General features: G+C 50.4%; 33 protein-coding genes. All 33 read right to left on the bottom strand.

Translation table 11 applies throughout. From position 1 onward, the window contains the following. Positions 1–6: 6 nt before the first annotated feature. Entirely contained in the window at positions 7–1,737 is a 1,731-nt protein-coding gene (gene terL / locus JG50_RS0101865) for a phage terminase large subunit (protein WP_200880743.1), read from the bottom strand. Between the two features lie 14 nt (positions 1,738–1,751). Next, the gene (locus tag JG50_RS0101870) at positions 1,752–1,940 is read right to left on the bottom strand and encodes a hypothetical protein (RefSeq protein ID WP_033099416.1); all 189 of its coding nucleotides are present in this window, start codon (positions 1,938–1,940) and stop codon (positions 1,752–1,754) included. Positions 1,941–2,150: 210 nt separating this feature from the next. Beyond that, on the bottom strand, positions 2,151–2,687 hold the full coding sequence (locus JG50_RS0101875) for a hypothetical protein (RefSeq protein WP_033099417.1): 537 nt from the start codon (positions 2,685–2,687) through the stop codon (positions 2,151–2,153). A gap of 52 nt (positions 2,688–2,739) precedes the next feature. Beyond that, positions 2,740–2,862, bottom strand: coding sequence for a hypothetical protein (locus tag JG50_RS20850; protein ID WP_258560219.1), 123 nt, complete (start codon positions 2,860–2,862; stop codon positions 2,740–2,742). Between the two features lie 30 nt (positions 2,863–2,892). Further along, positions 2,893–3,774: a PIG-L family deacetylase gene (locus JG50_RS0101880; RefSeq protein WP_033099418.1), complete on the bottom strand. Its 882-nt coding sequence runs from the start codon at positions 3,772–3,774 to the stop codon at positions 2,893–2,895. Continuing rightward, on the bottom strand, positions 3,761–4,021 hold the full coding sequence (locus tag JG50_RS0101885) for a hypothetical protein (RefSeq protein ID WP_033099419.1): 261 nt from the start codon (positions 4,019–4,021) through the stop codon (positions 3,761–3,763). Before JG50_RS0101885 ends, JG50_RS0101880 begins: the two co-directional genes overlap by 14 nt. 729 nt (positions 4,022–4,750) lie before the next feature. Continuing rightward, the gene (locus tag JG50_RS0101890; protein WP_033099420.1) at positions 4,751–5,008 is read right to left on the bottom strand and encodes a hypothetical protein; all 258 of its coding nucleotides are present in this window, start codon (positions 5,006–5,008) and stop codon (positions 4,751–4,753) included. A gap of 32 nt (positions 5,009–5,040) precedes the next feature. Next, on the bottom strand, positions 5,041–5,214 hold the full coding sequence (locus tag JG50_RS19895; protein WP_160173784.1) for a hypothetical protein: 174 nt from the start codon (positions 5,212–5,214) through the stop codon (positions 5,041–5,043). Positions 5,215–5,389: 175 nt separating this feature from the next. Beyond that, positions 5,390–5,803, bottom strand: a complete 414-nt coding sequence (locus JG50_RS0101895) for a phBC6A51 family helix-turn-helix protein (protein ID WP_033099421.1) — start codon at positions 5,801–5,803, stop codon at positions 5,390–5,392. A 45-nt stretch (positions 5,804–5,848) separates the two neighbouring features. After that, positions 5,849–6,013 (bottom strand): DUF2283 domain-containing protein, encoded by a 165-nt coding sequence (locus JG50_RS19185; RefSeq protein ID WP_081943658.1) that lies wholly within the window; start codon positions 6,011–6,013, stop codon positions 5,849–5,851. 263 nt (positions 6,014–6,276) lie between these two features. Beyond that, on the bottom strand, positions 6,277–6,576 hold the full coding sequence (locus JG50_RS0101900; protein WP_033099422.1) for a hypothetical protein: 300 nt from the start codon (positions 6,574–6,576) through the stop codon (positions 6,277–6,279). Between the two features lie 3 nt (positions 6,577–6,579). Further along, a complete protein-coding gene (locus JG50_RS0101905) occupies positions 6,580–6,783 on the bottom strand; it encodes a hypothetical protein (RefSeq protein ID WP_033099423.1) in 204 nt (67 codons plus the stop codon). Positions 6,784–6,812: 29 nt separating this feature from the next. Continuing rightward, positions 6,813–6,995, bottom strand: coding sequence for a hypothetical protein (locus JG50_RS0101910; RefSeq protein WP_033099424.1), 183 nt, complete (start codon positions 6,993–6,995; stop codon positions 6,813–6,815). A 3-nt stretch (positions 6,996–6,998) separates the two neighbouring features. Beyond that, on the bottom strand, positions 6,999–7,241 hold the full coding sequence (locus tag JG50_RS0101915; protein WP_033099425.1) for a hypothetical protein: 243 nt from the start codon (positions 7,239–7,241) through the stop codon (positions 6,999–7,001). A gap of 4 nt (positions 7,242–7,245) precedes the next feature. After that, complete coding sequence (locus JG50_RS19900; protein ID WP_160173785.1) at positions 7,246–7,422, bottom strand: hypothetical protein; 177 nt, start codon at positions 7,420–7,422, stop codon at positions 7,246–7,248. 27 nt (positions 7,423–7,449) lie between these two features. Beyond that, positions 7,450–7,881 carry a hypothetical protein gene (locus JG50_RS0101920; protein ID WP_033099426.1) on the bottom strand — a complete coding sequence of 144 codons (432 nt, stop codon included), beginning with the start codon at positions 7,879–7,881 and terminating at the stop codon, positions 7,450–7,452. A gap of 439 nt (positions 7,882–8,320) precedes the next feature. Further along, the gene (locus tag JG50_RS0101925) at positions 8,321–8,761 is read right to left on the bottom strand and encodes a helix-turn-helix domain-containing protein (protein WP_052153905.1); all 441 of its coding nucleotides are present in this window, start codon (positions 8,759–8,761) and stop codon (positions 8,321–8,323) included. Positions 8,762–9,150: 389 nt separating this feature from the next. Further along, complete coding sequence (locus JG50_RS20855; RefSeq protein ID WP_258560220.1) at positions 9,151–9,282, bottom strand: hypothetical protein; 132 nt, start codon at positions 9,280–9,282, stop codon at positions 9,151–9,153. 230 nt (positions 9,283–9,512) lie between these two features. Continuing rightward, positions 9,513–10,178 (bottom strand): RNA polymerase sigma factor, encoded by a 666-nt coding sequence (locus JG50_RS0101930; protein WP_033099427.1) that lies wholly within the window; start codon positions 10,176–10,178, stop codon positions 9,513–9,515. After that, entirely contained in the window at positions 10,179–10,319 is a 141-nt protein-coding gene (locus JG50_RS19905; RefSeq protein WP_160173786.1) for a hypothetical protein, read from the bottom strand. Between the two features lie 25 nt (positions 10,320–10,344). Beyond that, positions 10,345–10,905: an HNH endonuclease gene (locus JG50_RS18570; protein WP_052153906.1), complete on the bottom strand. Its 561-nt coding sequence runs from the start codon at positions 10,903–10,905 to the stop codon at positions 10,345–10,347. Between the two features lie 95 nt (positions 10,906–11,000). Next, positions 11,001–11,399: a hypothetical protein gene (locus JG50_RS0101940; protein ID WP_033099428.1), complete on the bottom strand. Its 399-nt coding sequence runs from the start codon at positions 11,397–11,399 to the stop codon at positions 11,001–11,003. Beyond that, a complete protein-coding gene (locus tag JG50_RS0101945; protein ID WP_052153907.1) occupies positions 11,396–12,211 on the bottom strand; it encodes a DNA-methyltransferase in 816 nt (271 codons plus the stop codon). Before JG50_RS0101945 ends, JG50_RS0101940 begins: the two co-directional genes overlap by 4 nt. After that, the gene (locus tag JG50_RS0101950; protein WP_033099430.1) at positions 12,208–12,507 is read right to left on the bottom strand and encodes a hypothetical protein; all 300 of its coding nucleotides are present in this window, start codon (positions 12,505–12,507) and stop codon (positions 12,208–12,210) included. The genes JG50_RS0101945 and JG50_RS0101950 overlap by 4 nt, the downstream gene beginning before the upstream one ends. After that, positions 12,504–12,644, bottom strand: coding sequence for a hypothetical protein (locus tag JG50_RS19910; protein ID WP_160173787.1), 141 nt, complete (start codon positions 12,642–12,644; stop codon positions 12,504–12,506). The genes JG50_RS0101950 and JG50_RS19910 overlap by 4 nt, the downstream gene beginning before the upstream one ends. Positions 12,645–12,912: 268 nt before the next feature. Next, positions 12,913–13,245: a hypothetical protein gene (locus JG50_RS0101960; RefSeq protein WP_033099432.1), complete on the bottom strand. Its 333-nt coding sequence runs from the start codon at positions 13,243–13,245 to the stop codon at positions 12,913–12,915. 21 nt (positions 13,246–13,266) lie between these two features. Continuing rightward, positions 13,267–14,244 carry a hypothetical protein gene (locus JG50_RS0101965; protein WP_033099433.1) on the bottom strand — a complete coding sequence of 326 codons (978 nt, stop codon included), beginning with the start codon at positions 14,242–14,244 and terminating at the stop codon, positions 13,267–13,269. Positions 14,245–14,327: 83 nt separating this feature from the next. Further along, positions 14,328–14,585: a hypothetical protein gene (locus JG50_RS0101970; RefSeq protein ID WP_033099434.1), complete on the bottom strand. Its 258-nt coding sequence runs from the start codon at positions 14,583–14,585 to the stop codon at positions 14,328–14,330. 24 nt (positions 14,586–14,609) lie between these two features. After that, positions 14,610–15,533, bottom strand: a complete 924-nt coding sequence (locus tag JG50_RS0101975; RefSeq protein WP_052153908.1) for a DNA-methyltransferase — start codon at positions 15,531–15,533, stop codon at positions 14,610–14,612. Between the two features lie 64 nt (positions 15,534–15,597). After that, on the bottom strand, positions 15,598–15,855 hold the full coding sequence (locus tag JG50_RS0101980) for a hypothetical protein (protein WP_152568454.1): 258 nt from the start codon (positions 15,853–15,855) through the stop codon (positions 15,598–15,600). Then, positions 15,824–16,018, bottom strand: coding sequence for a hypothetical protein (locus tag JG50_RS0101985; protein WP_033099436.1), 195 nt, complete (start codon positions 16,016–16,018; stop codon positions 15,824–15,826). The genes JG50_RS0101980 and JG50_RS0101985 overlap by 32 nt, the downstream gene beginning before the upstream one ends. A 449-nt stretch (positions 16,019–16,467) precedes the next feature. Further along, a complete protein-coding gene (locus JG50_RS0101995) occupies positions 16,468–16,782 on the bottom strand; it encodes a hypothetical protein (RefSeq protein ID WP_033099438.1) in 315 nt (104 codons plus the stop codon). 14 nt (positions 16,783–16,796) lie between these two features. Further along, positions 16,797–16,976 (bottom strand): hypothetical protein, encoded by a 180-nt coding sequence (locus JG50_RS0102000; protein WP_033099439.1) that lies wholly within the window; start codon positions 16,974–16,976, stop codon positions 16,797–16,799. Positions 16,977–17,057: the final 81 nt, after the last annotated feature.

The raw sequence follows: 17,057 nt of genomic DNA on the forward strand, positions 1-17,057 counted from the left end.
ACCTCCTTATAATCCAAGCGGTTTTTTATAGTAGGACTTCCGCATGCGTGTTCCGCCCGCAAGGTTTACGCAACTCGCGAGCGCGTCCGGGAGATCGTCGTGATCTCCGCTAGGAAACATTTCCAACTGTTCGATTAGTAAATGCTGATGCCGCATAAGTCGGAGCGTTCCGTTCTCAAAAAGTGGCTCTAAAACGTCGATGCGATCTTCCTTTTTCCCTGCCTGATATGGAACGGGCTTTAATTTTGTCGTATAGTGCCCCGCCTTCGTAAGTGCCGTCCGAAGTTGGACGTAGTAGTCATGCTGCGCCTGAATCGTCTCGACGCCAAATATCCGCGGATTATACTTTTGTATTAAATCGATCGCGGCGGTCATCGCGACCGATGCCGGGCACTGTTTCGCCCAGGTTTCGCGGACATAAAGGACGCCCGTACGACGGCATCGCCCGATAATGACAATCGCATTATAGTCGGAACCGCGCTTTTTGCCGACTGCAGGGTCCCAAAAGCCGTAATACTCGAGTGTGATCGGCTTTTTCGTTTTCTCATCGATGAGATCCTTATAATCAAAGTAAATAAATGTCTCCGGTCGAAAGCGTTGTGACTCCTCGTCGATAGGGTTGTTTTGATACTCGGAGTTAAACGCCTTCGTCCCGCGCTCGACCTTCTCGACCATGAGATCGAAATATGACCAGCGATATTCCCAAAGAACGCGAGCGCCTCGGAGCATCTCGTCTCGATTCTCCTCGTATAGTCGCCGCGCCTTCTCCATTCGGTCGGGATCGGTACGATTGCGAAGAATCTCCGCGAATTGATCCCATAAGTCGGTACGCTCGGCCGGCTGGACAATCGCGCGGTATATTTTCGACTTAAAATCGGCGCTATTCAAAACATACGGGAGCAGTCCGTTTACATGGACGATCGTCCCCATATAAACAAACGCGGTCTCTTTGTCTCCGATCGGCATTACGACCTTATTCAACCATTCGAGGTTTTTCTCGCGTAAATCCGCCGTATTCGTATTCTTCGCGGATTCCAAGTCGTCAAGAATCACGAGATCCGGCTGATACGATTTATTCCGCTTCCCGCGGAGCTGCTTACCCATTGATGACGCCTCGACGAGTATCCCGGTATGCGTCAAAAACGCCTCCTGATTATCGCGCTCATTCTTCCGCGGGTTAACCTCGAGAAGCGAGCCGAAGTCGTTGCGGAGCTTCGCGTTATGCTTCAATTGGTCCGCAATCCACTCGACGAACTTCTGCGCCATCCCGTCGGTTTCGGAAATGATGAGAATATATTTCCGCTTGTTATATACGACTTCATGGAGCGGAAAGCAGTTCGAAAGATAAGCCGATTTCGCGTGCCCCCGAGGTGCAGCGTACGCGACCTTTTTCAGCTCGCGCCGCGTGACCTGACGGAGCATGTCGCACAATTCCCGGTGAAACTCGGGCGCGTCGTCCATCGTAAAGTTAGGATCGGGGACGAGGTTCGTCTCGTTCTCCGGGTTACGGTTCGCGCTGAAATACTCGTACATGAAATAGAGGATGTCTTCCTCCGCGCGGTCGATGCGCTGGAGTACCTTTAATTCCTCGAGATTATCAATGTACGTCTTAAGCTCGCGCTCACTGAGACCGCTCTCCTTACGCTTCTTTTTCTCGAGCAGGTCGTTATATTCTTCGAGTAACTTCATTCTCGCGCGCCGCTTCTCGCGGTCGATCCGTTCTTTGTAGTCGAGCACGTCCCCGCCTCCTTTCATCCGAGAAATGCTTTCCGATAACTCTCGACGTGCTGCAGCCATTTTCGATATGCGTCCTCATATAGCTTTTTATCGCGGAGTGATCGACTTTTCTCCATCTGCGCCCGCGCTTTGTCGAGCTGGTTCTTTAGCTGACGCCCTTGCTGGCCGAGCGTGCGGAGCATGCGATGCTCGCGATCGTCCATTTTCGCATCATCCTCTCGTGTAAAATCGCCTTCTATTTTTCGATCTAAGCGCATTTATTTTCGCTCTGGTATGGTAGGTATCGGCGCGAATTAATCGCGCTGATAACCGCATTAGATTCGCTCTGAGCGCGTTTTAAAAGGCCACCTTGAGGCGGCGCGTGTTATGTATATGCGCAGATAAAAGCGCAACAAAAAAGACCGCTTCAGCGGTCATGCGGTTGTGGTAGGCGTTTTATTCAGCGCCTCCGCAAGGTTATGTAAAGCTTCATAGTCGCCATATTGGATTGGATACGCCTGGCGGTCGTTATTGTAGTAAGTCGCGACTCTTGATTTATCGTTATATGGATATCGTTCCCATAGCCAGCGCATATTTACGACGATGTCGCGCTTATGCCCTGTACACCATACTCCGGCGTGATACAAACCGACCTTTTGCTCATAAAATTGTTCGAGGCTGATCTCTCCGCTAACCCTCTTTACGTAGAAATCAACAGCCCGCGGAGGAAAACCAAGCGCAAGACCCAAAATGCGGTGAAATTCTGCGCTATCCCGAGGGATTTTTACGACTGCTTCTGCAAACTCATTACGCGACTGCTCGTCGCGAAAGAATATATCGTACCCAGGAAAAACAGAAAAACGCGGGAATCTTTCGAGTTTTCTCAATACATCAATCGGTACTCGGGACATGTTTTCGTAGCAAGACGGCTTAATTCCCGCGAGAAACGATTCGGCTGGCATCAATTCCATGAGCGAACCTCCGTTTAATTTGATCCGCTCTCGATTATAACATCTTGTCGACTTATTTCATAGTCGAGAAATCCTCGCGACCGCATTCCGGGCAGTAAACGACGCCGTTGCTCGTTTCTTTGCATTCGCCCGGACAGCTCGAGTCGAAGCAGCAGGAGCGCACGAATTTATCCATCGATTTCACCTCCTCTCAATCATCGCTCGTTTAGTTGTAATGATAGTAAATATCGCGTTTACTCTCGAAATAGTCGAACTGAGTCGGTACGCTATGATATCCGTTAGCATAGCGCCCGTGTGCGGGATCGAACGTTTTGTAATATGTGATCGCCTTTTCGATGTACCACCAATCGTAAGACGGGTCGGTGAGCACGCCGTGATAGAGTGTTCGCGGCGGTGTAGCGTCGGCCATCCGCGAAGCGATCGACCAGAAATAGACGGTCCCGACGTTTCCGAGCTCGCCGTTTACCTTCATATCGTGCAGAACGCGACCGAGCATTGCATGATCCGCGTGAACATCGCCCCAGGACGTCGTCCGAATGTCCGCGGTAGGATAGAGCGCGTGGTATTTCGCGATTAAAGCGTGTACGTCTGAATACGTAAAGCCATCATTCGGAAGGTGCTCGATGTAAATCCGGCTGGACGGCGTGCCATACGCGCCCCCAGCTACGCGAATAAAATCGTCGATTCGTGTCTGCGCGAATTTAGTCATCGTAAGATATCCGTCCGCGTAATGCTCCGCGATCGGATTGTGATAGCGCTTGTGGTAGTGGCAATAGACCGCACCGGATGTCGGTGCGTTGTAGCTCTCCGCGTCATATTGGCCGTTTGCTACTTCGCGAGCCTTCGAGTGCTTTCCGTCGGATGCGAGGACGAGGATCACCGGCCGTCCTTCGTGAATGCGATTCCGTATATCGATCGACATCGAGAGCGTCTCATCGTCTGCGTGAGGCACGAGATAAACGACTGGAGTTCCCGCGGCGTGTACCTGCGCGGGATCATGCGCATAGATCATCGCGGAAAACGTCAGCGCTACGGAGGCCAGCGCCGCTTTATATGCGCATCTAATCGCATCCCTAACGTTTATCATTTTCGGCTGCCTCCTTTTGCGCGAGATCATGCGCGAGATTCTTAACGAGGCATTCAAGCGCGGCAATCCTGTCCGCGTGTTCGTCGCCTGTTTTTCGTACCCTACAAACGCGACTTATCGATCCGTATTGCCCGTCGTGCATCTTAACGCTTACGAATAGATCGCCCAACTGCTCGCAGTATTTGATCGAGTGATTTCGGTCGATTTTCTCGACTAACTCGGCGATCACGTCTCGCGGTCTATCCATCGCAAAATCCTCCTCTCGCGGCGACCTCCGAATCTCGGAACCCGTCGCGTATTTTTTGTTGGCGTTAGCTCCCGAGCCCTGCCGGGGTGTGGGGGCGGTGTGGGGGACTTAACGCTCACCGTCCGTGCCGTTCGCTGACTGCAAAGCGAATCAAAAGCGTTTTTCGTTTCGATTGAAGCAAAACGAAAAAGTCAAAGCGAAAAGACAATCAAACGAACAAGCAACAAGCGAATGATGCAACGAGCGATATGCGCTGAGCCTAAACGCTGAGTCAAGCGCAACGACAACGAGCATCAAGCATTGGTCCAAGCGCAAGGCATAGCGCATGCGGATGCGGTAGGCAGGCGCGCTAGGCTTGGCGCTTTCCCTTCCGCGACTCCCTGCCCGTACCCTAGTCGCATACCCAATTATTCGTAATCCATTTCGATTTTATGTCGCGTTATATTCACGTACTATTTATACGCGTATTATTCGCGCGTACGATCGCGATTGCCGGAGCGCTTAATTCGTCTAGGTTTGCGCGATCGATTAGGCGCGCATTATTACGGATAATACGCGGGTATATCCGCAATTATTGCGCCTGCCTCCGCCGAAAAAGCGCCCGAATCCCGCTTAAAATCTGGCCTCGTCTATCCTCCCCCGATATTTTTCATCGGTCTGTTCGTCCGGCAGGACGAGCGGATTTTTGACGGCTAAATCATATCGAATCTTACCAAAACGGCACCGCGACTATACGCCGCCCAAACGACGAAGAAGGCGCTTTACTCTTTTCATCGCGCCAGGCTTCGTCTGCTTCGCGAGCCACTTATCGCGCGCCTTGTTATTTTCGACTAAAGCGAGGACCATCACGTAAATATCATCTGCGCGGAACTCAGCGCGAATGAGCCGCTTGATCGTTCCGAGATACTCGCGCTTAATGCGATCGCGAGACATACCCGCGCTTTGGCTGATGTGCGTAACTAAAAGCGCTAACTCCTCGCTGTTCATCATGATATCACCTCAAACAAAAAGAGGTTCTATTACTTCGGCTCAACATGAATGCGAACGCCGTCGATGTACTCATACCCATTGGCATCGCAGTCATAAGAGAAGTAAATTTCCGATACAAAAAATTTCCCCATATCCTGACCCTGAATGCCTATATATTGCAAGACTGCTTTGAATACATCATCTTTGTCTAGATGGATATACATATTTCACACCCCCGATAAAAAGGACACAATTTCGTCCTTGCTTACGAATAAAATAAATAGCGTCAAAACCGTGTCATTCATTTGTCGTCCTCCTTCCGATCTTTCGCGAACGGTCCGATTAGCAAAACGAGCCCGATCGCGATAAGGAGCCCGCCGATAAAATAAGCGCCCATCGTTAACCCTCCGCTCCGTCGAGCTCGCGCTTTAATTTTTCGAGCTGAGCCTCGAGCGATTCGGAGTCGCGCTTGTCCTCGATCGTTTGCTCGACTTCGTGCCGTTCCGTAAGTTTGCCTTGCGATTTAAGGAAAATCTCGACGGCGCGGGTATTATTGCGCTTTAACTGCGTCTCGAGCGCCTTAATCGCGAGTCCATATAAGTCGTTAAGGAATTGATCGCGGTAATATTCGATCAAGTCGCGGAAATCTTCGTTTTTATGCAGCCAATTCCAGACGGAGTTATAATGCACTCCGACTTTTTGCGCGACTTCTCTTTGCGTCATTTTATTGTGCGGATCAGCAAGAAGCATCGCGGCCTCAATTTGTTCCGCGCTTAGCTTCGTTAGATCCGGTTTACGTCCCCTTTTAGCCACCGTGCGCCCTCCTTTCCGTGAAAATAATAGTTACGCATATAGTCGTTAAGCTCGCGGCCAAAAAATAATAACGCCGATTATCTCGTCGGTTTCTTCGGACTTTCGCAAGAAAACGCCTGGATATACCTCGTCCTCATAACCAGGCGCTACCGAACCGAAGAAAATATATAATACGTCATGCTCCTCGTCGTATCGAACCGTCTCGCTCATCGATTATCCCTCCAAACGAAAAAAGCCCCCGCGAGAAAGGGACGCGTTGAGCATCCCGTCGCGGGGTTATGAAGTTTTGAAGTTTTACATGCGATTCGATCAGGTTTCGATCGGCTCCGGGTCTCCTTTATAGCGGATCATGATCGCGGCCTCCTTTCGCGAGGGTAGCGGACGCTTCGCTTAATAGTCGCGACTATGGTACGGACAAACTCGCGACATAGCAATCGATGAAGCTATGCGGATGTCTGCTGGCGTGACTGCGGTCATCGCTCTTTTAATTTGCGGAAAGTCTCGTCGTATTCGTCAAATATGCGCTCAAGCTCTTTAAGCGCATCAGATTCATGCGGATAATATTGCGCGGCATTGATTCCATATGCGTGCTCCTCGACAACGCGCGCGAGATAGTTGCGTAACTCGTAAATGCGCTTAATCTCCGCGGTGATCTCCTCGCGTTCTTCTGGAGGATATGAATAATACGTGCGAGTTAAGTTTTCCTTAAACGTAAAAAGACCGTTGATTAAGCGTTTAATATCATCGCGGGTTACCTCAACGGTAATATTCATCGCTCATTCCTCCTCTTCTATATGCGCATTTAAAAGCGCTTGTATATAACCATATACGCGATCCTGAAACTCCTTCATATCGAGGTAAACCTCGAGCTGATGGCGCATACGCTCCTCGGGAGTTCCACGCGTTTTGTCGCGCTGGTTTAAACGCTCTCGGGCTGCACGCAACCTTTCGCGGGACGGTTTATAGATGTGCATATCCATCTCGTCATTCCTCCTCGCTCAAATATTCGTCAATCTCTTCGGCGAACCCGCGCCTTTATCATCTTGGCATCCAGTATGTCGAGATAAACAGTCGACCGTTCGCGGTCTTCTCGCACTTTACAAAATTCATCGCGATATTTTTGCGCCAGGACGTGAACGTATTCGTTAAGCGCATCGTGTACCAGCTTAAGATTATCTCCCGATATTTTCATCGCTCACTCCTCCTCTTCTTTCTCGGGCTCCCACGCGTCCAGCTCTTCGGATAATCTCCGACTTAGATTTTGCAGCATGCGGAGAGTGCTCGAGAGAGACGCGAAGGTCGAATCATCGGCTAAGTAATACGCAATTATTTTCGCGCCATAGTCGGCGATCTCGCGGTGTTGCTGCACGATTAACATAGTGACTCCTGCGCGGAGAGCCTCGAGCTCCCTTTTCGAGAATTGCGCTTTTAAACTCATCGTGTCATTCCTCCTCCGCTTGATAGCGATCGAATTTATTGGATAACTTTTTCAGCGCAAGTAATTTCGCCGTAACTTCGTCCTCCGTGGCACTACCTATATAAAAAGTTCCCGCGACTTGATTCGCTAAGAGATAGAGCGCCGTCCGTAAAAGCGCGACCTCCTCTTTCGTAAACTCCATTCGATCATTCCTCCTCGTTTTTAGCATTCATTTAACGCGAAACAAGCGCCGGACACCTTCGACAAATTCGCGCATAAGTTTTTCTAGCTCATAATCCCGCGCGTTTTGATAGTCTAAGTGGCGACTGATGAGACGATTTAACAGCGGCTCAATCACTGTGTGTTTAGATGCGCATACACCGTCGTAGTTATTCATGCGCATATACATGCGCATATACTCGGTAAGGGCTTCGCAAATTAAAACGAGTTCGGGTCGCGTTAACTTTACCTCGATTGTCCCTGCGTTCATTACCCGCTCTCTTAAATCAGCGAATGTGTCGCTATGCTCGCGGATAAAGTCCTCGGCTTGACTGCTGGCGACCTCTTGCGCATCGTTTGCTTTCATCGTTTCTTTATAGGCGTTTAATTCTGCGTACAACTCCTCGAGTTCTTCGCGCGTTTTGTCCTTCTCGTTTTCCATTTCGCCATTCCTCCTCGTTTGATATTCATGCGCATATCCATGCGCATATACACGGCGCGAGAGAATCAGCGCCGGGACGATGATGTGTGGCGGCGGCCGGCTGGCTGCCTGGTGACTCATCGCTTCATATCTCGTCTATATTATTCGTAAAAGATAAGCGCGAGGTAAGGGATAAAGTCGCCCCTTCATCGTATATTAACGATGTCTCGCGCTATCTTTTATAATCGATTTATTAATCGCTTATAAAGGTATGAGTGAAAACTCCGATAGGAGTTTTAGCGAGCGTAAGCGAGCTAATCAATCGTTTTTTATTCGCCTTAATACTCGTTATCAATCGTTTTTATTTACTGTCGTAATATTTATTCTTATTATATTTGTTCTTATTACTTTGTTCTTATTACTTTGTTCTTATTACTTTCCGCTTTTACACCCCCTCGGATTATGTTTTTCCATAATCGGCGGGTTCCGTTCTAGCATAATCGCTCGGATTTATCGGAAAATAAAGCGGTAAGTAAACGTTTTTGACGTTTCCCCTCCACGGTAATTTAATCGCCCGTAGGAGTCCGTTGTCTATTAATATCCGCGTTACTTTCTTTAAGCGGTTTTTATCGATCCCGGTATCCGTGCAGATTCGTTCGACGGTCGGAAATGCCCATAAATATAAATCGTTCGCGCTTTCGCCGCTGGTGTGTGCGTGTAGGTAAATGTAAAGCGCGATCGCGTCCCTTGCGTCTCTTCCTCCGTGCTCTTCAACGAGTCGCGGTAATAGATCGCGGCCGATTTCGTGAGTAATCATCGCGTAACCTCCGTCATGCATAAGCTGCCCTTTTTGGCGCTTTGCTAATTCTGCACCCTTTTTAAGCTGCTCGTTCTTGCTCATTTTATCGAATCCCCCATTCGATTTTTGTCCCCCGCATTAAAAGTAATATCCGACGGCAGGGACCGGGGGAGTCCTTTTCGGGAGCGACCCTACTCCGTCGGTATGTATACCGCGCCCCGCGGATCGTGGCGTCCCGCCCGTCCAGGCGAGCGCTCCCCGTGAGGCGCGTGCTGTGTGCGTTATGTTACGCGCTAAGTAGTGGCGGAAAACCATTTCCGTCCTTGTTGCGATAGAATAAGATGCGCATATAAAACGCCCACCACCTCCAGATCCTGTGGGCACCGGGAGACGCACCGCGAGTAACTTAGTCCCCCGCCTCACCGCGCCCTATCGCCCTCGCTCGCGGTCTTGGCGAATCGGTGCGCGGCTACTAATCAAATATCGATATGTTATACGCCGATTTCTTTCAGCACTGCTGCGACGACGCGATTAATCTCCGCGCTTACCTTATGTCCGGCTTGTTGCACTTGCACGAGCAAGCTCAGCGCGGCGAAAAGCGCCTCGAGTCGTTTTTCGTCCATTGTCCGTCCTCCTCGTATGTTTGATTCGGTTAGCCGAGCGAGCAAGAGAGGGTCATGAGTGTAATCCCGAGGGTTACCCCATTCCTGTCCTGCTCGCCGCGTTAAGATAACGAAAGCGGGGCGATTATGCGCTCGCCCCTGGCGCTGGTTTTAAATTCCTTCCCGTTCATAAGGACGATACAAAGAAAACGACAATTTTGCAGGGATAACCCGAAAAATATTTTCGCGGATCACCAATAAAAGCCGAATCGATCTTCTTTTTCGTTTCGATGATCGTCGTATATTTCGCGTTTATATCGATACCAGAGCTGGCGATCGTGTATATGTGCATGCTCGACGGTATCGTAAACTAACTCGGGCGCGCCGTGCCTGCGTTGTCTTATCGTCTCCCAGGCGCGCTCATCCCCGCGCTCGCTGAGCCAATAGAGAAGATCTTCCGCAACATCCTCCGGGAGATCGTAGATCGGCGCGCCATCGGCTATGTCGTTAATCCATCGATTAAGAGGTCGCGATCCTGGCAGCGGTTTGACTCGCCGTCCTTTCTTCGCTGCCCCACCTTCTTTCATTTCGCGCGCGAGCCTTTCGTGCGCCGTTGCGAGATACTCATCGACAGACTGACGCGCGACTCCGAGAAGCTCGGCGACCTGTTCACGAGAGAGTTCGCAAAAATAGTACAGTGCGATACATTGACGCTGCCGCGGCGTTAAACAGTCCGTATCCAACGCGATTTTTAAGTCCGCGATCACCGTGTACGAGTCGAGATCCGCGCGGTCATACGCTCTCGCTTCCACGCGATAAAAGTCGTCGAGTAATGCCGCGATGCCTTCCGATTCGTACGGGTAAAGATCTTCGACCCGCTTGCGCTTGCTTTCTAAATCGATTGAGCCTGCGCCCATTTATTCCGCCTCCTTCTCTTCGATAAGCATTTCGCATGGCTCTTCCCAATCGCAGTTTGGACATTCTTTTGATGGTTGCCATTTGAGTACATAAAAATAATCTTCACAATTGAGACAATAGCACTTCTCAAACTTGGCCATAATCGACCGCCTCCTTTTATTTGCGTTACTCTTGGAAAAGTACACCCGGAAAAAGCCTCTCGTATGCTTCGCGGTAAACCTTCGCCGCTTCTTCTGGCGTGTCAAATTGACCGAGAAAAATAGACGCGGTCCATTTACCTGTTTGTTTATTTTCGTGTACGCCGCGAAAACCGGTCTTATTTGTATGCGAGACCCTCCGGTTTCTTTGATTGGTTGCCCGATCGACTGCGCGCAGATTTTCGCGGCGATTGTCGAGCGTGTCCCCGTTCAGGTGATCGACGACTTCGTCCGGACCCGGAGGGACGACGAGATGCGTAATCGGTTTATTTCGTCCGTTTACAGCCGCGAGAATGTATATCTCGTCGTTTGCATTCGCGATGGTATACAATCGCGTGGCATTCTCGCGGAGGATGTCGATCGTCTCCGCGTCGACTAGCGATTCGACCCTTCGCCGTCCGTCATCGACTCGTAAAATCGCGGTACCATCATCGTTTAAGCTATACTCGTATATGTGCTCGACTGTAGGCTTCCGATTCTTTTTTCGCTTGCCTTCAAGTTTCAATTCGAGGAAAATTCGTTGATGCATCCGCGCGCCCCTTTCGTATTGTTTTTCGCTATAAGTGGATATAAAAAGAGCGCCCCAACATGGAGCGCTCCAATTCATACGAGTTATATGCGCATCTATTCCGTTTTGCAGTCTAAAATCTCCCGCAAAGCCTTCACGACTGTCAGATATGCGTCAGCCTTCCCGCGTTGCTCCGGGTCAACATCGTCCGACATTAGCTCCGCGGCGCTCATCATTAAGTCGATGTGATGCTGAATCTCGGCGCGAAGCTGGGCGAGCTCATTTTCCGCCTCGATCGCCCGGCGGATCGCTTCCGGCCATCCTTCACGGGCTTCGGCGATAAATTTAGCGTTATGCTCGGATAACTCCGCTGCGATTACGTAAAACGTATCGTCCGGGAGTGTGACCTCATAATCGAACCCACCGACCCCGCCGCGGTGATAAGCGAACCACGGCCCCGGCGTTGCATTTTTGGCGATCTCAAGATCGCGTAATAAATCCCGTTTGGTCATCATCGACCGCCTCCTCGTTGGGTTTTCGCTTGACGTAAGCGCTCTTCCGCGATCGCGACGTACTCGTCGCTTATCTCGAAGCCGATATAGTGCCGATCGTTTAAAAGCGCCATTTTCGCGGTTGTACCGCTGCCCATGAACGGATCGAGGACAACGTCGCCAGGATTCGACCACGATAAAATATGATCTTTCGCTAGACTTTCTGGGAAAGGGGCGGGATGCCTGAAGCCATATCTAACAGCATTCCATCTTATTTCGGCATGGTTATACTCCCAAATATTAAATCTCCTTCCGTATTCTTTAGACGGTTTTCTCCTTTCGTCTTTTATCTCTCCGTTTGCCTTTTTCCTCGTTGTTTTTGTTGAATATTTCCCAGTAGTATTCCAGTGTTTATTTTTCCTGTCGTAAAGGAGGTTTACGGTTTTTGGCGCCCCTTTAGAAAAGACAAACATATATTCAAAACTTTGTAGATATGCCTTATTAGATCCCGTGGCGCCACAGCCAACCTTTTTATAAATCATCGTATCGTGCAAGTTAAACCCTACCGCGTCCTTAAAATAAAGCGCCTGTCGAAAACTCGTTCCAGTTTCCGATCCTTTAATAGTCGCGTCCCCTACTACCCAAACGACCACGCCGCCCGGTTTTGTTACGCGATAAAGCTCATGCGCCAGCACTTCGAAGTCAAAAGAAAAGCCGTTATAAGTCCGCAGGTTATCGTAAGGCGGACTCGTAACGGTCAAGTCGATCGAGTCGTCCGGGACAAGCTCGCGCAGGCCTCGGACGTTATCCATCGTATAGATTATGTCGAGAATCAACTCGCATCGCCTCCCTTGCGATTTTCCCATGCCTTTTCGATGGTCTCCTCGACGGTATCACCGGAAATAAAAGCGGAGGACAGTCGCCAGCCTGGGCGAACGACCGCGACGACCTGCTCCGGATAGATAGGCGACTTATTTTCTTCGCGAGGCTTCTTGCCACCGAAGCCTACATATGCCGGTGAATAGCTCGGCTTCATATCGCCTTTGAGCGCGAAATAGGTATGCTTAAGGATCGCCAGGTCTCCCTTTTTGAGCGGAAACATATCCGCCCCCGTGAGGATCGTCGGTTTCATTCCGCATCGCCTCCCCGCAGTTTTAAAACTTGCTCCTCGAGCCATTCCGTATAATTGACAGGGAATTTACCTTCCTCAAAACATTTGAGTGAGTATTCCATATACTCGCCGTATAGATCGCGATTTACGTCGCGCATCATCTCGCCCTCCTTTTCTTTTTCCAAAGGTGACATGAGTTAAAGCTCGGCGGGGAATCGTGAAGAGTGTCGGGATGTGTGCATTTACCAACGCCATAAAACCAATTTTCGGTTTTGGTCAGTTTCAGCCCGCTATCCTCGATTCCGGTTTGTGTCCAATAGCGGCAGGTTTCACATGTTCCCTTATCTTTCATTCCGCATCCCTCCCGTTTGGATTAACGAAAAAGGCACCTCCCGGAGTAGGGGAGAGGTGCCTCGTGCGCTTGCTTTATTCTTTTTCGTCTAAAAGCTCCTCCGCGGCCTGTCTTGCTTTTCTGGCAGTCCACTCAGACGCGCCCGTCGCTTCTGCGATCATTCCGCGACTAGGTAAGGCGCCGTGCTCGCGTACGAAACGAGCAGCCCATTCGTAGGGATCAGCGGTTTTCTTCGGTGAAACGAATTCATGCGAGATCGCTTCTTTTAGCGCTTCCAGTCGATCGATCTCGCGGTCGATAATGATCTCGATCGCTTCCGAGATAGACAGTCCGTACTCCATGCAGTCGTTTTTAAATCTACGATACAGAACGTCAGCCATGCGAGAGTGTAAAGCATTGTTTTTCATTTTATAACCCCCTGATGATTATTAACTAGCCTGCGCTTTAAGTTCTTTTAGAATCTTGTCGGCCTTATGCTTGCTGATGCCTGCTTCTGCTGCGAGCTTCCGAATGCTCGGATAATCTCCGAGTTCTTCTATGAGACGCTTTGCGACTGCGATCGGATGTTCGGACACATTGTCCGTTTTATTGTCCGATTTCGTCTGGGTGTCCGTACGTTTGTCCGTTTTGCGTTCCGTCCGAGTGTCCGATTTTTTCGTCCGATTCTCTCCGCTGTCCGAGGTGTCCGTTTTGGTGTCCGCCGCTTTATGCGACTGTCCGTCCGATTCTTTTGCTGTCCGAGTGACCGGTTCAGTGTCCGCCCGCATTTTCGCGGCAGTGTCCGACATGTCCGATGTGTCCGTCGCTGAGCCTGTAATTACTAGGCTGTCCGTCTCGTCCGCCTGGTTGTCCGACAAAATGTCCGGTTTACTGTCCGACGAGTCGGAGTGTCCGAGGTGTCCGATCGACTGTCCGTTAATTTGTCCGGCAGTGTTCGATTGTCCCCTATGCTGTCCGGCCGCTTTGTCGTCCGTCCGACTGTCCGATGAGGTGTCCGATTTTTTGTCTGAGTGTCCGAACATCTCGCGATTTTTCTCCATCCAGCGGAGGAGTAACTCGAGGAGAAGGAGCGCGACGACGGTCGATCCGTTCACGATTATCCCCTCGCGATCGCCTGCGAGGAAACTTACGCGGATATTTGACCACCCCGTAAAGGCCAGTCCGAATAAGAAGAGTAGCCAGGGGAGGAATCCCCTCCCTCCCGACTGAGAGAGAACGATTACCGACAAGATGAACACGAGATCGAGGCTTACGACCCAAACATGCGGAAGGGGATCGGGAAGTGCTACGAGCGCCCTCTCCAGCTCTAGCGCGTGGTAATACGAGATAAGCATATTTCCGATGAGCAACAAGTAACCGACAGCGCGGGCGATATCGAAAACGCTCGGCGATTTAAACATTTTCATCTTATCGTCTCCCTTTTCGTTTTATTTTTCGTATCATTAATTCGTCCGTTTCAGTATACGAAAAGGGTTAAGAAATGTAAACCCTAGCATTTATCTCTCATCGCTTTTATCTCGTTTTTCTTTCTCAGCGAGAGTCCTTTGGTCCCAAAGATCAACCAGCTCGCAAGCTCATCGAGTTCTCGCGGATCGGGACGCTTGCCGGTCTGTAGAACATACGCCTCGGTGAGCGCTTCGATCTTCGCGATTTTTTCAGCGTATGGGTAATCGTCGGTCACCAAGCGCGTTACCGCCTTCGCGAATTGCTCGCGGTGATTGTCCTTATCGAAACTGAAACTCGCCATTTCTCATCGTCCCTTTTCGTCTTATTATTCGTTAATCCAAAGCCCGAGACGCTCGCGCGCGATCTCGATATATTCAGGATTTAATTCGATCCCGACGAAGTCCCTTCCGTTTTGTCTCGCGACGAGTCCCGTCGTACCGGAACCGAAAAACGGATCGAGGACGAGCCCGCCTTCGGGCGATCCCGCGAGAATACATGGTTCGATTAAATCCGGCGGGAACACTGCAAAGTGTGCGCCTTTAAATGCTCGTGTATTTACGCTCCAAACTGTCCGCTTATTTCGCTTACCGTCTTTCGGGATATAATCAGCACGACTTCGAGCCAAGTCAGCTCGAACTCCTCCATGCGTCCCTTTGTTATTAAGGTTTTTGCGGCGTTTAAAGTCGCTTACCGTCGCTGCTGAAAGCGGCTCTTTTATCGCGTCCGCATCGTAGTAATATTTCGGGCTTTTCGACAAAAGGAAAATATACTCGTGCGCTTTGGTCGGGCGGTCTTTCACGCTTTCCGGCATCGCGTTGGGTTTGGCCCATATTATGTCACTCCGAAGCCACCAGCCGTCAGCCTGGAGAGCGAAGGCCACGCGCCAGGGTATGCCGACGAGGTCTTTCGGTTTTAGACCGTCCGGAACAATTGTCTTTCCGTAGTGTCCGGTTTTATTTCTCGTATTCGTAGGAGGAACTGCACCGTTCGGACGGTTCGCCGCGTAACTATCCCCGAGGTTAAGCCAAAGCGTTCCATCATCCCGAAGCACCCGCCGCACTTCGCGGAATACCTCGACCATTTTCGCGACGTATTCCTCCGGCGTTTTTTCGAGGCCGATTTGTCCCTCGACACCATAATCGCGCAGTCCCCAATAAGGCGGAGAGGTTACGCAGGTATTAAAAATACCCTCCGGGAAAGTCCGCAGGGTTTCGATAACGTCGCCGTTATAAATTTCGTTTCGTTTCATGCGATCGCTCCTTTCTGGTAAATAAAAAAGCGCCCGATATTCGGACGCCTCGCGGAATAAAACATTAACCGATTCGATTTTTCAGGATCAGGACATCGCGCGAAAGATACGCGGTCGCCTCCGTGGCGGTTTTCAGCTCGCGGAGAATTCCTGCGATGCTCTCTTCGACTTTGTCCAAGAGCTCATGAATGCACTCGAGCTCTTTTTCGAATTGCTCGCGCATGCTTACGAGCGTCTTTTTAAACTCGCGGTTATCCTCTAATAATTCGCACTGTCCCTGCAAAAGTTGGTTAAGAACTCCCGTTATCTCCTTCATTTCCATCTAACCGATCCGCTCCCTTAGCGTATTTCTCGAGGACGAGCTCCATTCCTTCTTCGATCAGCTCGTTCTCTCGCTTGTCGAGCTCTACGGCGAGCTTTTTGATCGCTTTTAATAAGTCCGTTCTATACGTCGTGTTATAATTGCGTCGCGGTTTAGTCGTCATGAGCTCCACCCGTTTCTATTATATATTTCGCCCGCATTGTTTTCAATGTTGCAATGTTTCGACGTACGCGCTATACTATACCTGTACCGAATTTTTAGAAAAGGAGGCGATTTCGTGAGCCTCGCGGGATATACCACGATCGAAGGTTACGAGTTTACTATCCTCGACCCTGATCGTTATCGCCTGCGCTGTCCTAACGGCTGCCTAGTCGCGGATGACGTCAGCCTCGGGCGAGCATATGAGGCGATGTCGAAACACATGCGAGCATGCCCACGCGCCGAGGACCGCGTCGCGCCACCGACGCAAGTCTTCGCGCATGAGGCGGAATAGGTTAATGAGTAGGTTAGTGATTAGTCGCTTCATATTGTACCACATGTGCGTACGATTTTTGAACGGGTTTTGACGGTTCTAAATCGCTAAGGGAAAACCGATCGAATGTAAGCGGGGAATTATCCCCGCTCTTTTTGTTTGCGGATAAGCTCCTCGAGCTTCCTCCAGTGGAAGCGCTGAGTATCTTCGAGGATCTTCTGCGACTGCTTCGACGTCTCATATGTGTCGATTACCTTATCGATGATTTTCAGATAATCGAAATTAAACTCACTCGCGGATAGCGTAGATTCATCGACCTTCTTGCGGTAAGGGATGCGCAGGAGCGGCATCCGCTTTTTCTCGTATAGCTTGACGTTTACCTCGCCGTCAAAGTTGCGATCTTTCCTCAATACGACGACATATCCGCGCCGTTTTAAGCGGCACTTGTCGCGCATGATATCGCCTCCTTTTATTGCGCGGGCTCTACGACCGGAGTTTCAGGATAATAACCGTCCAGGTCGAACGCGGCCGCCCATTGATCCGCAAGTTCTTCGGCGATCTCGCGCGTCGGTGCATCGATGACGGTTGTCTCTGTTTTCCAGTCGCCGGCACCTACGTATTGGCATTTTACGGTCGCTTTCCACTTCATAAAGCGCATTCCTCCTCGTTTACCGTTTTCCTCTAGGCCTCGGTGTCATCATATCCGAGCGCCCATCGGGAGCCCCGAGCG

Origin of the sequence: Thermoactinomyces daqus, assembly GCF_000763315.1 — a bacterium.
In the GTDB taxonomy this organism is placed as follows: domain Bacteria; phylum Bacillota; class Bacilli; order Thermoactinomycetales; family Thermoactinomycetaceae; genus Thermoactinomyces_A; species Thermoactinomyces_A daqus.

What these genes read in the sequence shown, in the direction of transcription:
- JG50_RS0101930 (WP_033099427.1), bottom strand. Translation starts at nt 10,178, where the DNA reads ATGGGCGCAGGCTCAATCGATTTAGAAAGCAAGCGCAAGCGGGTCGAA.
- JG50_RS19185 (WP_081943658.1), bottom strand. Translation starts at nt 6,013, where the DNA reads ATGAGCGAGACGGTTCGATACGACGAGGAGCATGACGTATTATATATT.
- JG50_RS19910 (WP_160173787.1), bottom strand. Translation starts at nt 12,644, where the DNA reads ATGCGCGACGTAAATCGCGATCTATACGGCGAGTATATGGAATACTCA.
- JG50_RS20855 (WP_258560220.1), bottom strand. Translation starts at nt 9,282, where the DNA reads ATGGACGAAAAACGACTCGAGGCGCTTTTCGCCGCGCTGAGCTTGCTC.
- JG50_RS0101875 (WP_033099417.1), bottom strand. Translation starts at nt 2,687, where the DNA reads ATGGAATTGATGCCAGCCGAATCGTTTCTCGCGGGAATTAAGCCGTCT.
- JG50_RS0102000 (WP_033099439.1), bottom strand. Translation starts at nt 16,976, where the DNA reads ATGAAGTGGAAAGCGACCGTAAAATGCCAATACGTAGGTGCCGGCGAC.
- JG50_RS20850 (WP_258560219.1), bottom strand. Translation starts at nt 2,862, where the DNA reads ATGGATAAATTCGTGCGCTCCTGCTGCTTCGACTCGAGCTGTCCGGGC.
- JG50_RS0101915 (WP_033099425.1), bottom strand. Translation starts at nt 7,241, where the DNA reads ATGAGTTTAAAAGCGCAATTCTCGAAAAGGGAGCTCGAGGCTCTCCGC.
- JG50_RS0101870 (WP_033099416.1), bottom strand. Translation starts at nt 1,940, where the DNA reads ATGGACGATCGCGAGCATCGCATGCTCCGCACGCTCGGCCAGCAAGGG.
- JG50_RS0101960 (WP_033099432.1), bottom strand. Translation starts at nt 13,245, where the DNA reads ATGAAAAACAATGCTTTACACTCTCGCATGGCTGACGTTCTGTATCGT.
- JG50_RS0101920 (WP_033099426.1), bottom strand. Translation starts at nt 7,881, where the DNA reads ATGGAAAACGAGAAGGACAAAACGCGCGAAGAACTCGAGGAGTTGTAC.
- JG50_RS0101940 (WP_033099428.1), bottom strand. Translation starts at nt 11,399, where the DNA reads ATGATGACCAAACGGGATTTATTACGCGATCTTGAGATCGCCAAAAAT.
- JG50_RS0101980 (WP_152568454.1), bottom strand. Translation starts at nt 15,855, where the DNA reads ATGGAAATGAAGGAGATAACGGGAGTTCTTAACCAACTTTTGCAGGGA.
- JG50_RS19895 (WP_160173784.1), bottom strand. Translation starts at nt 5,214, where the DNA reads ATGTATATCCATCTAGACAAAGATGATGTATTCAAAGCAGTCTTGCAA.
- JG50_RS0101950 (WP_033099430.1), bottom strand. Translation starts at nt 12,507, where the DNA reads ATGAAACCGACGATCCTCACGGGGGCGGATATGTTTCCGCTCAAAAAG.
- JG50_RS0101985 (WP_033099436.1), bottom strand. Translation starts at nt 16,018, where the DNA reads ATGACGACTAAACCGCGACGCAATTATAACACGACGTATAGAACGGAC.
- JG50_RS0101970 (WP_033099434.1), bottom strand. Translation starts at nt 14,585, where the DNA reads ATGGCGAGTTTCAGTTTCGATAAGGACAATCACCGCGAGCAATTCGCG.
- JG50_RS0101925 (WP_052153905.1), bottom strand. Translation starts at nt 8,761, where the DNA reads ATGAGCAAGAACGAGCAGCTTAAAAAGGGTGCAGAATTAGCAAAGCGC.
- JG50_RS0101975 (WP_052153908.1), bottom strand. Translation starts at nt 15,533, where the DNA reads ATGAAACGAAACGAAATTTATAACGGCGACGTTATCGAAACCCTGCGG.
- JG50_RS0101890 (WP_033099420.1), bottom strand. Translation starts at nt 5,008, where the DNA reads ATGAACAGCGAGGAGTTAGCGCTTTTAGTTACGCACATCAGCCAAAGC.
- JG50_RS0101900 (WP_033099422.1), bottom strand. Translation starts at nt 6,576, where the DNA reads ATGAATATTACCGTTGAGGTAACCCGCGATGATATTAAACGCTTAATC.
- JG50_RS0101965 (WP_033099433.1), bottom strand. Translation starts at nt 14,244, where the DNA reads ATGAAAATGTTTAAATCGCCGAGCGTTTTCGATATCGCCCGCGCTGTC.
- JG50_RS19900 (WP_160173785.1), bottom strand. Translation starts at nt 7,422, where the DNA reads ATGGAGTTTACGAAAGAGGAGGTCGCGCTTTTACGGACGGCGCTCTAT.
- JG50_RS0101910 (WP_033099424.1), bottom strand. Translation starts at nt 6,995, where the DNA reads ATGAAAATATCGGGAGATAATCTTAAGCTGGTACACGATGCGCTTAAC.
- JG50_RS0101905 (WP_033099423.1), bottom strand. Translation starts at nt 6,783, where the DNA reads ATGGATATGCACATCTATAAACCGTCCCGCGAAAGGTTGCGTGCAGCC.
- JG50_RS0101995 (WP_033099438.1), bottom strand. Translation starts at nt 16,782, where the DNA reads ATGCGCGACAAGTGCCGCTTAAAACGGCGCGGATATGTCGTCGTATTG.
- JG50_RS0101885 (WP_033099419.1), bottom strand. Translation starts at nt 4,021, where the DNA reads ATGGATAGACCGCGAGACGTGATCGCCGAGTTAGTCGAGAAAATCGAC.
- JG50_RS0101880 (WP_033099418.1), bottom strand. Translation starts at nt 3,774, where the DNA reads ATGATAAACGTTAGGGATGCGATTAGATGCGCATATAAAGCGGCGCTG.
- JG50_RS18570 (WP_052153906.1), bottom strand. Translation starts at nt 10,905, where the DNA reads ATGCATCAACGAATTTTCCTCGAATTGAAACTTGAAGGCAAGCGAAAA.
- JG50_RS19905 (WP_160173786.1), bottom strand. Translation starts at nt 10,319, where the DNA reads ATGGCCAAGTTTGAGAAGTGCTATTGTCTCAATTGTGAAGATTATTTT.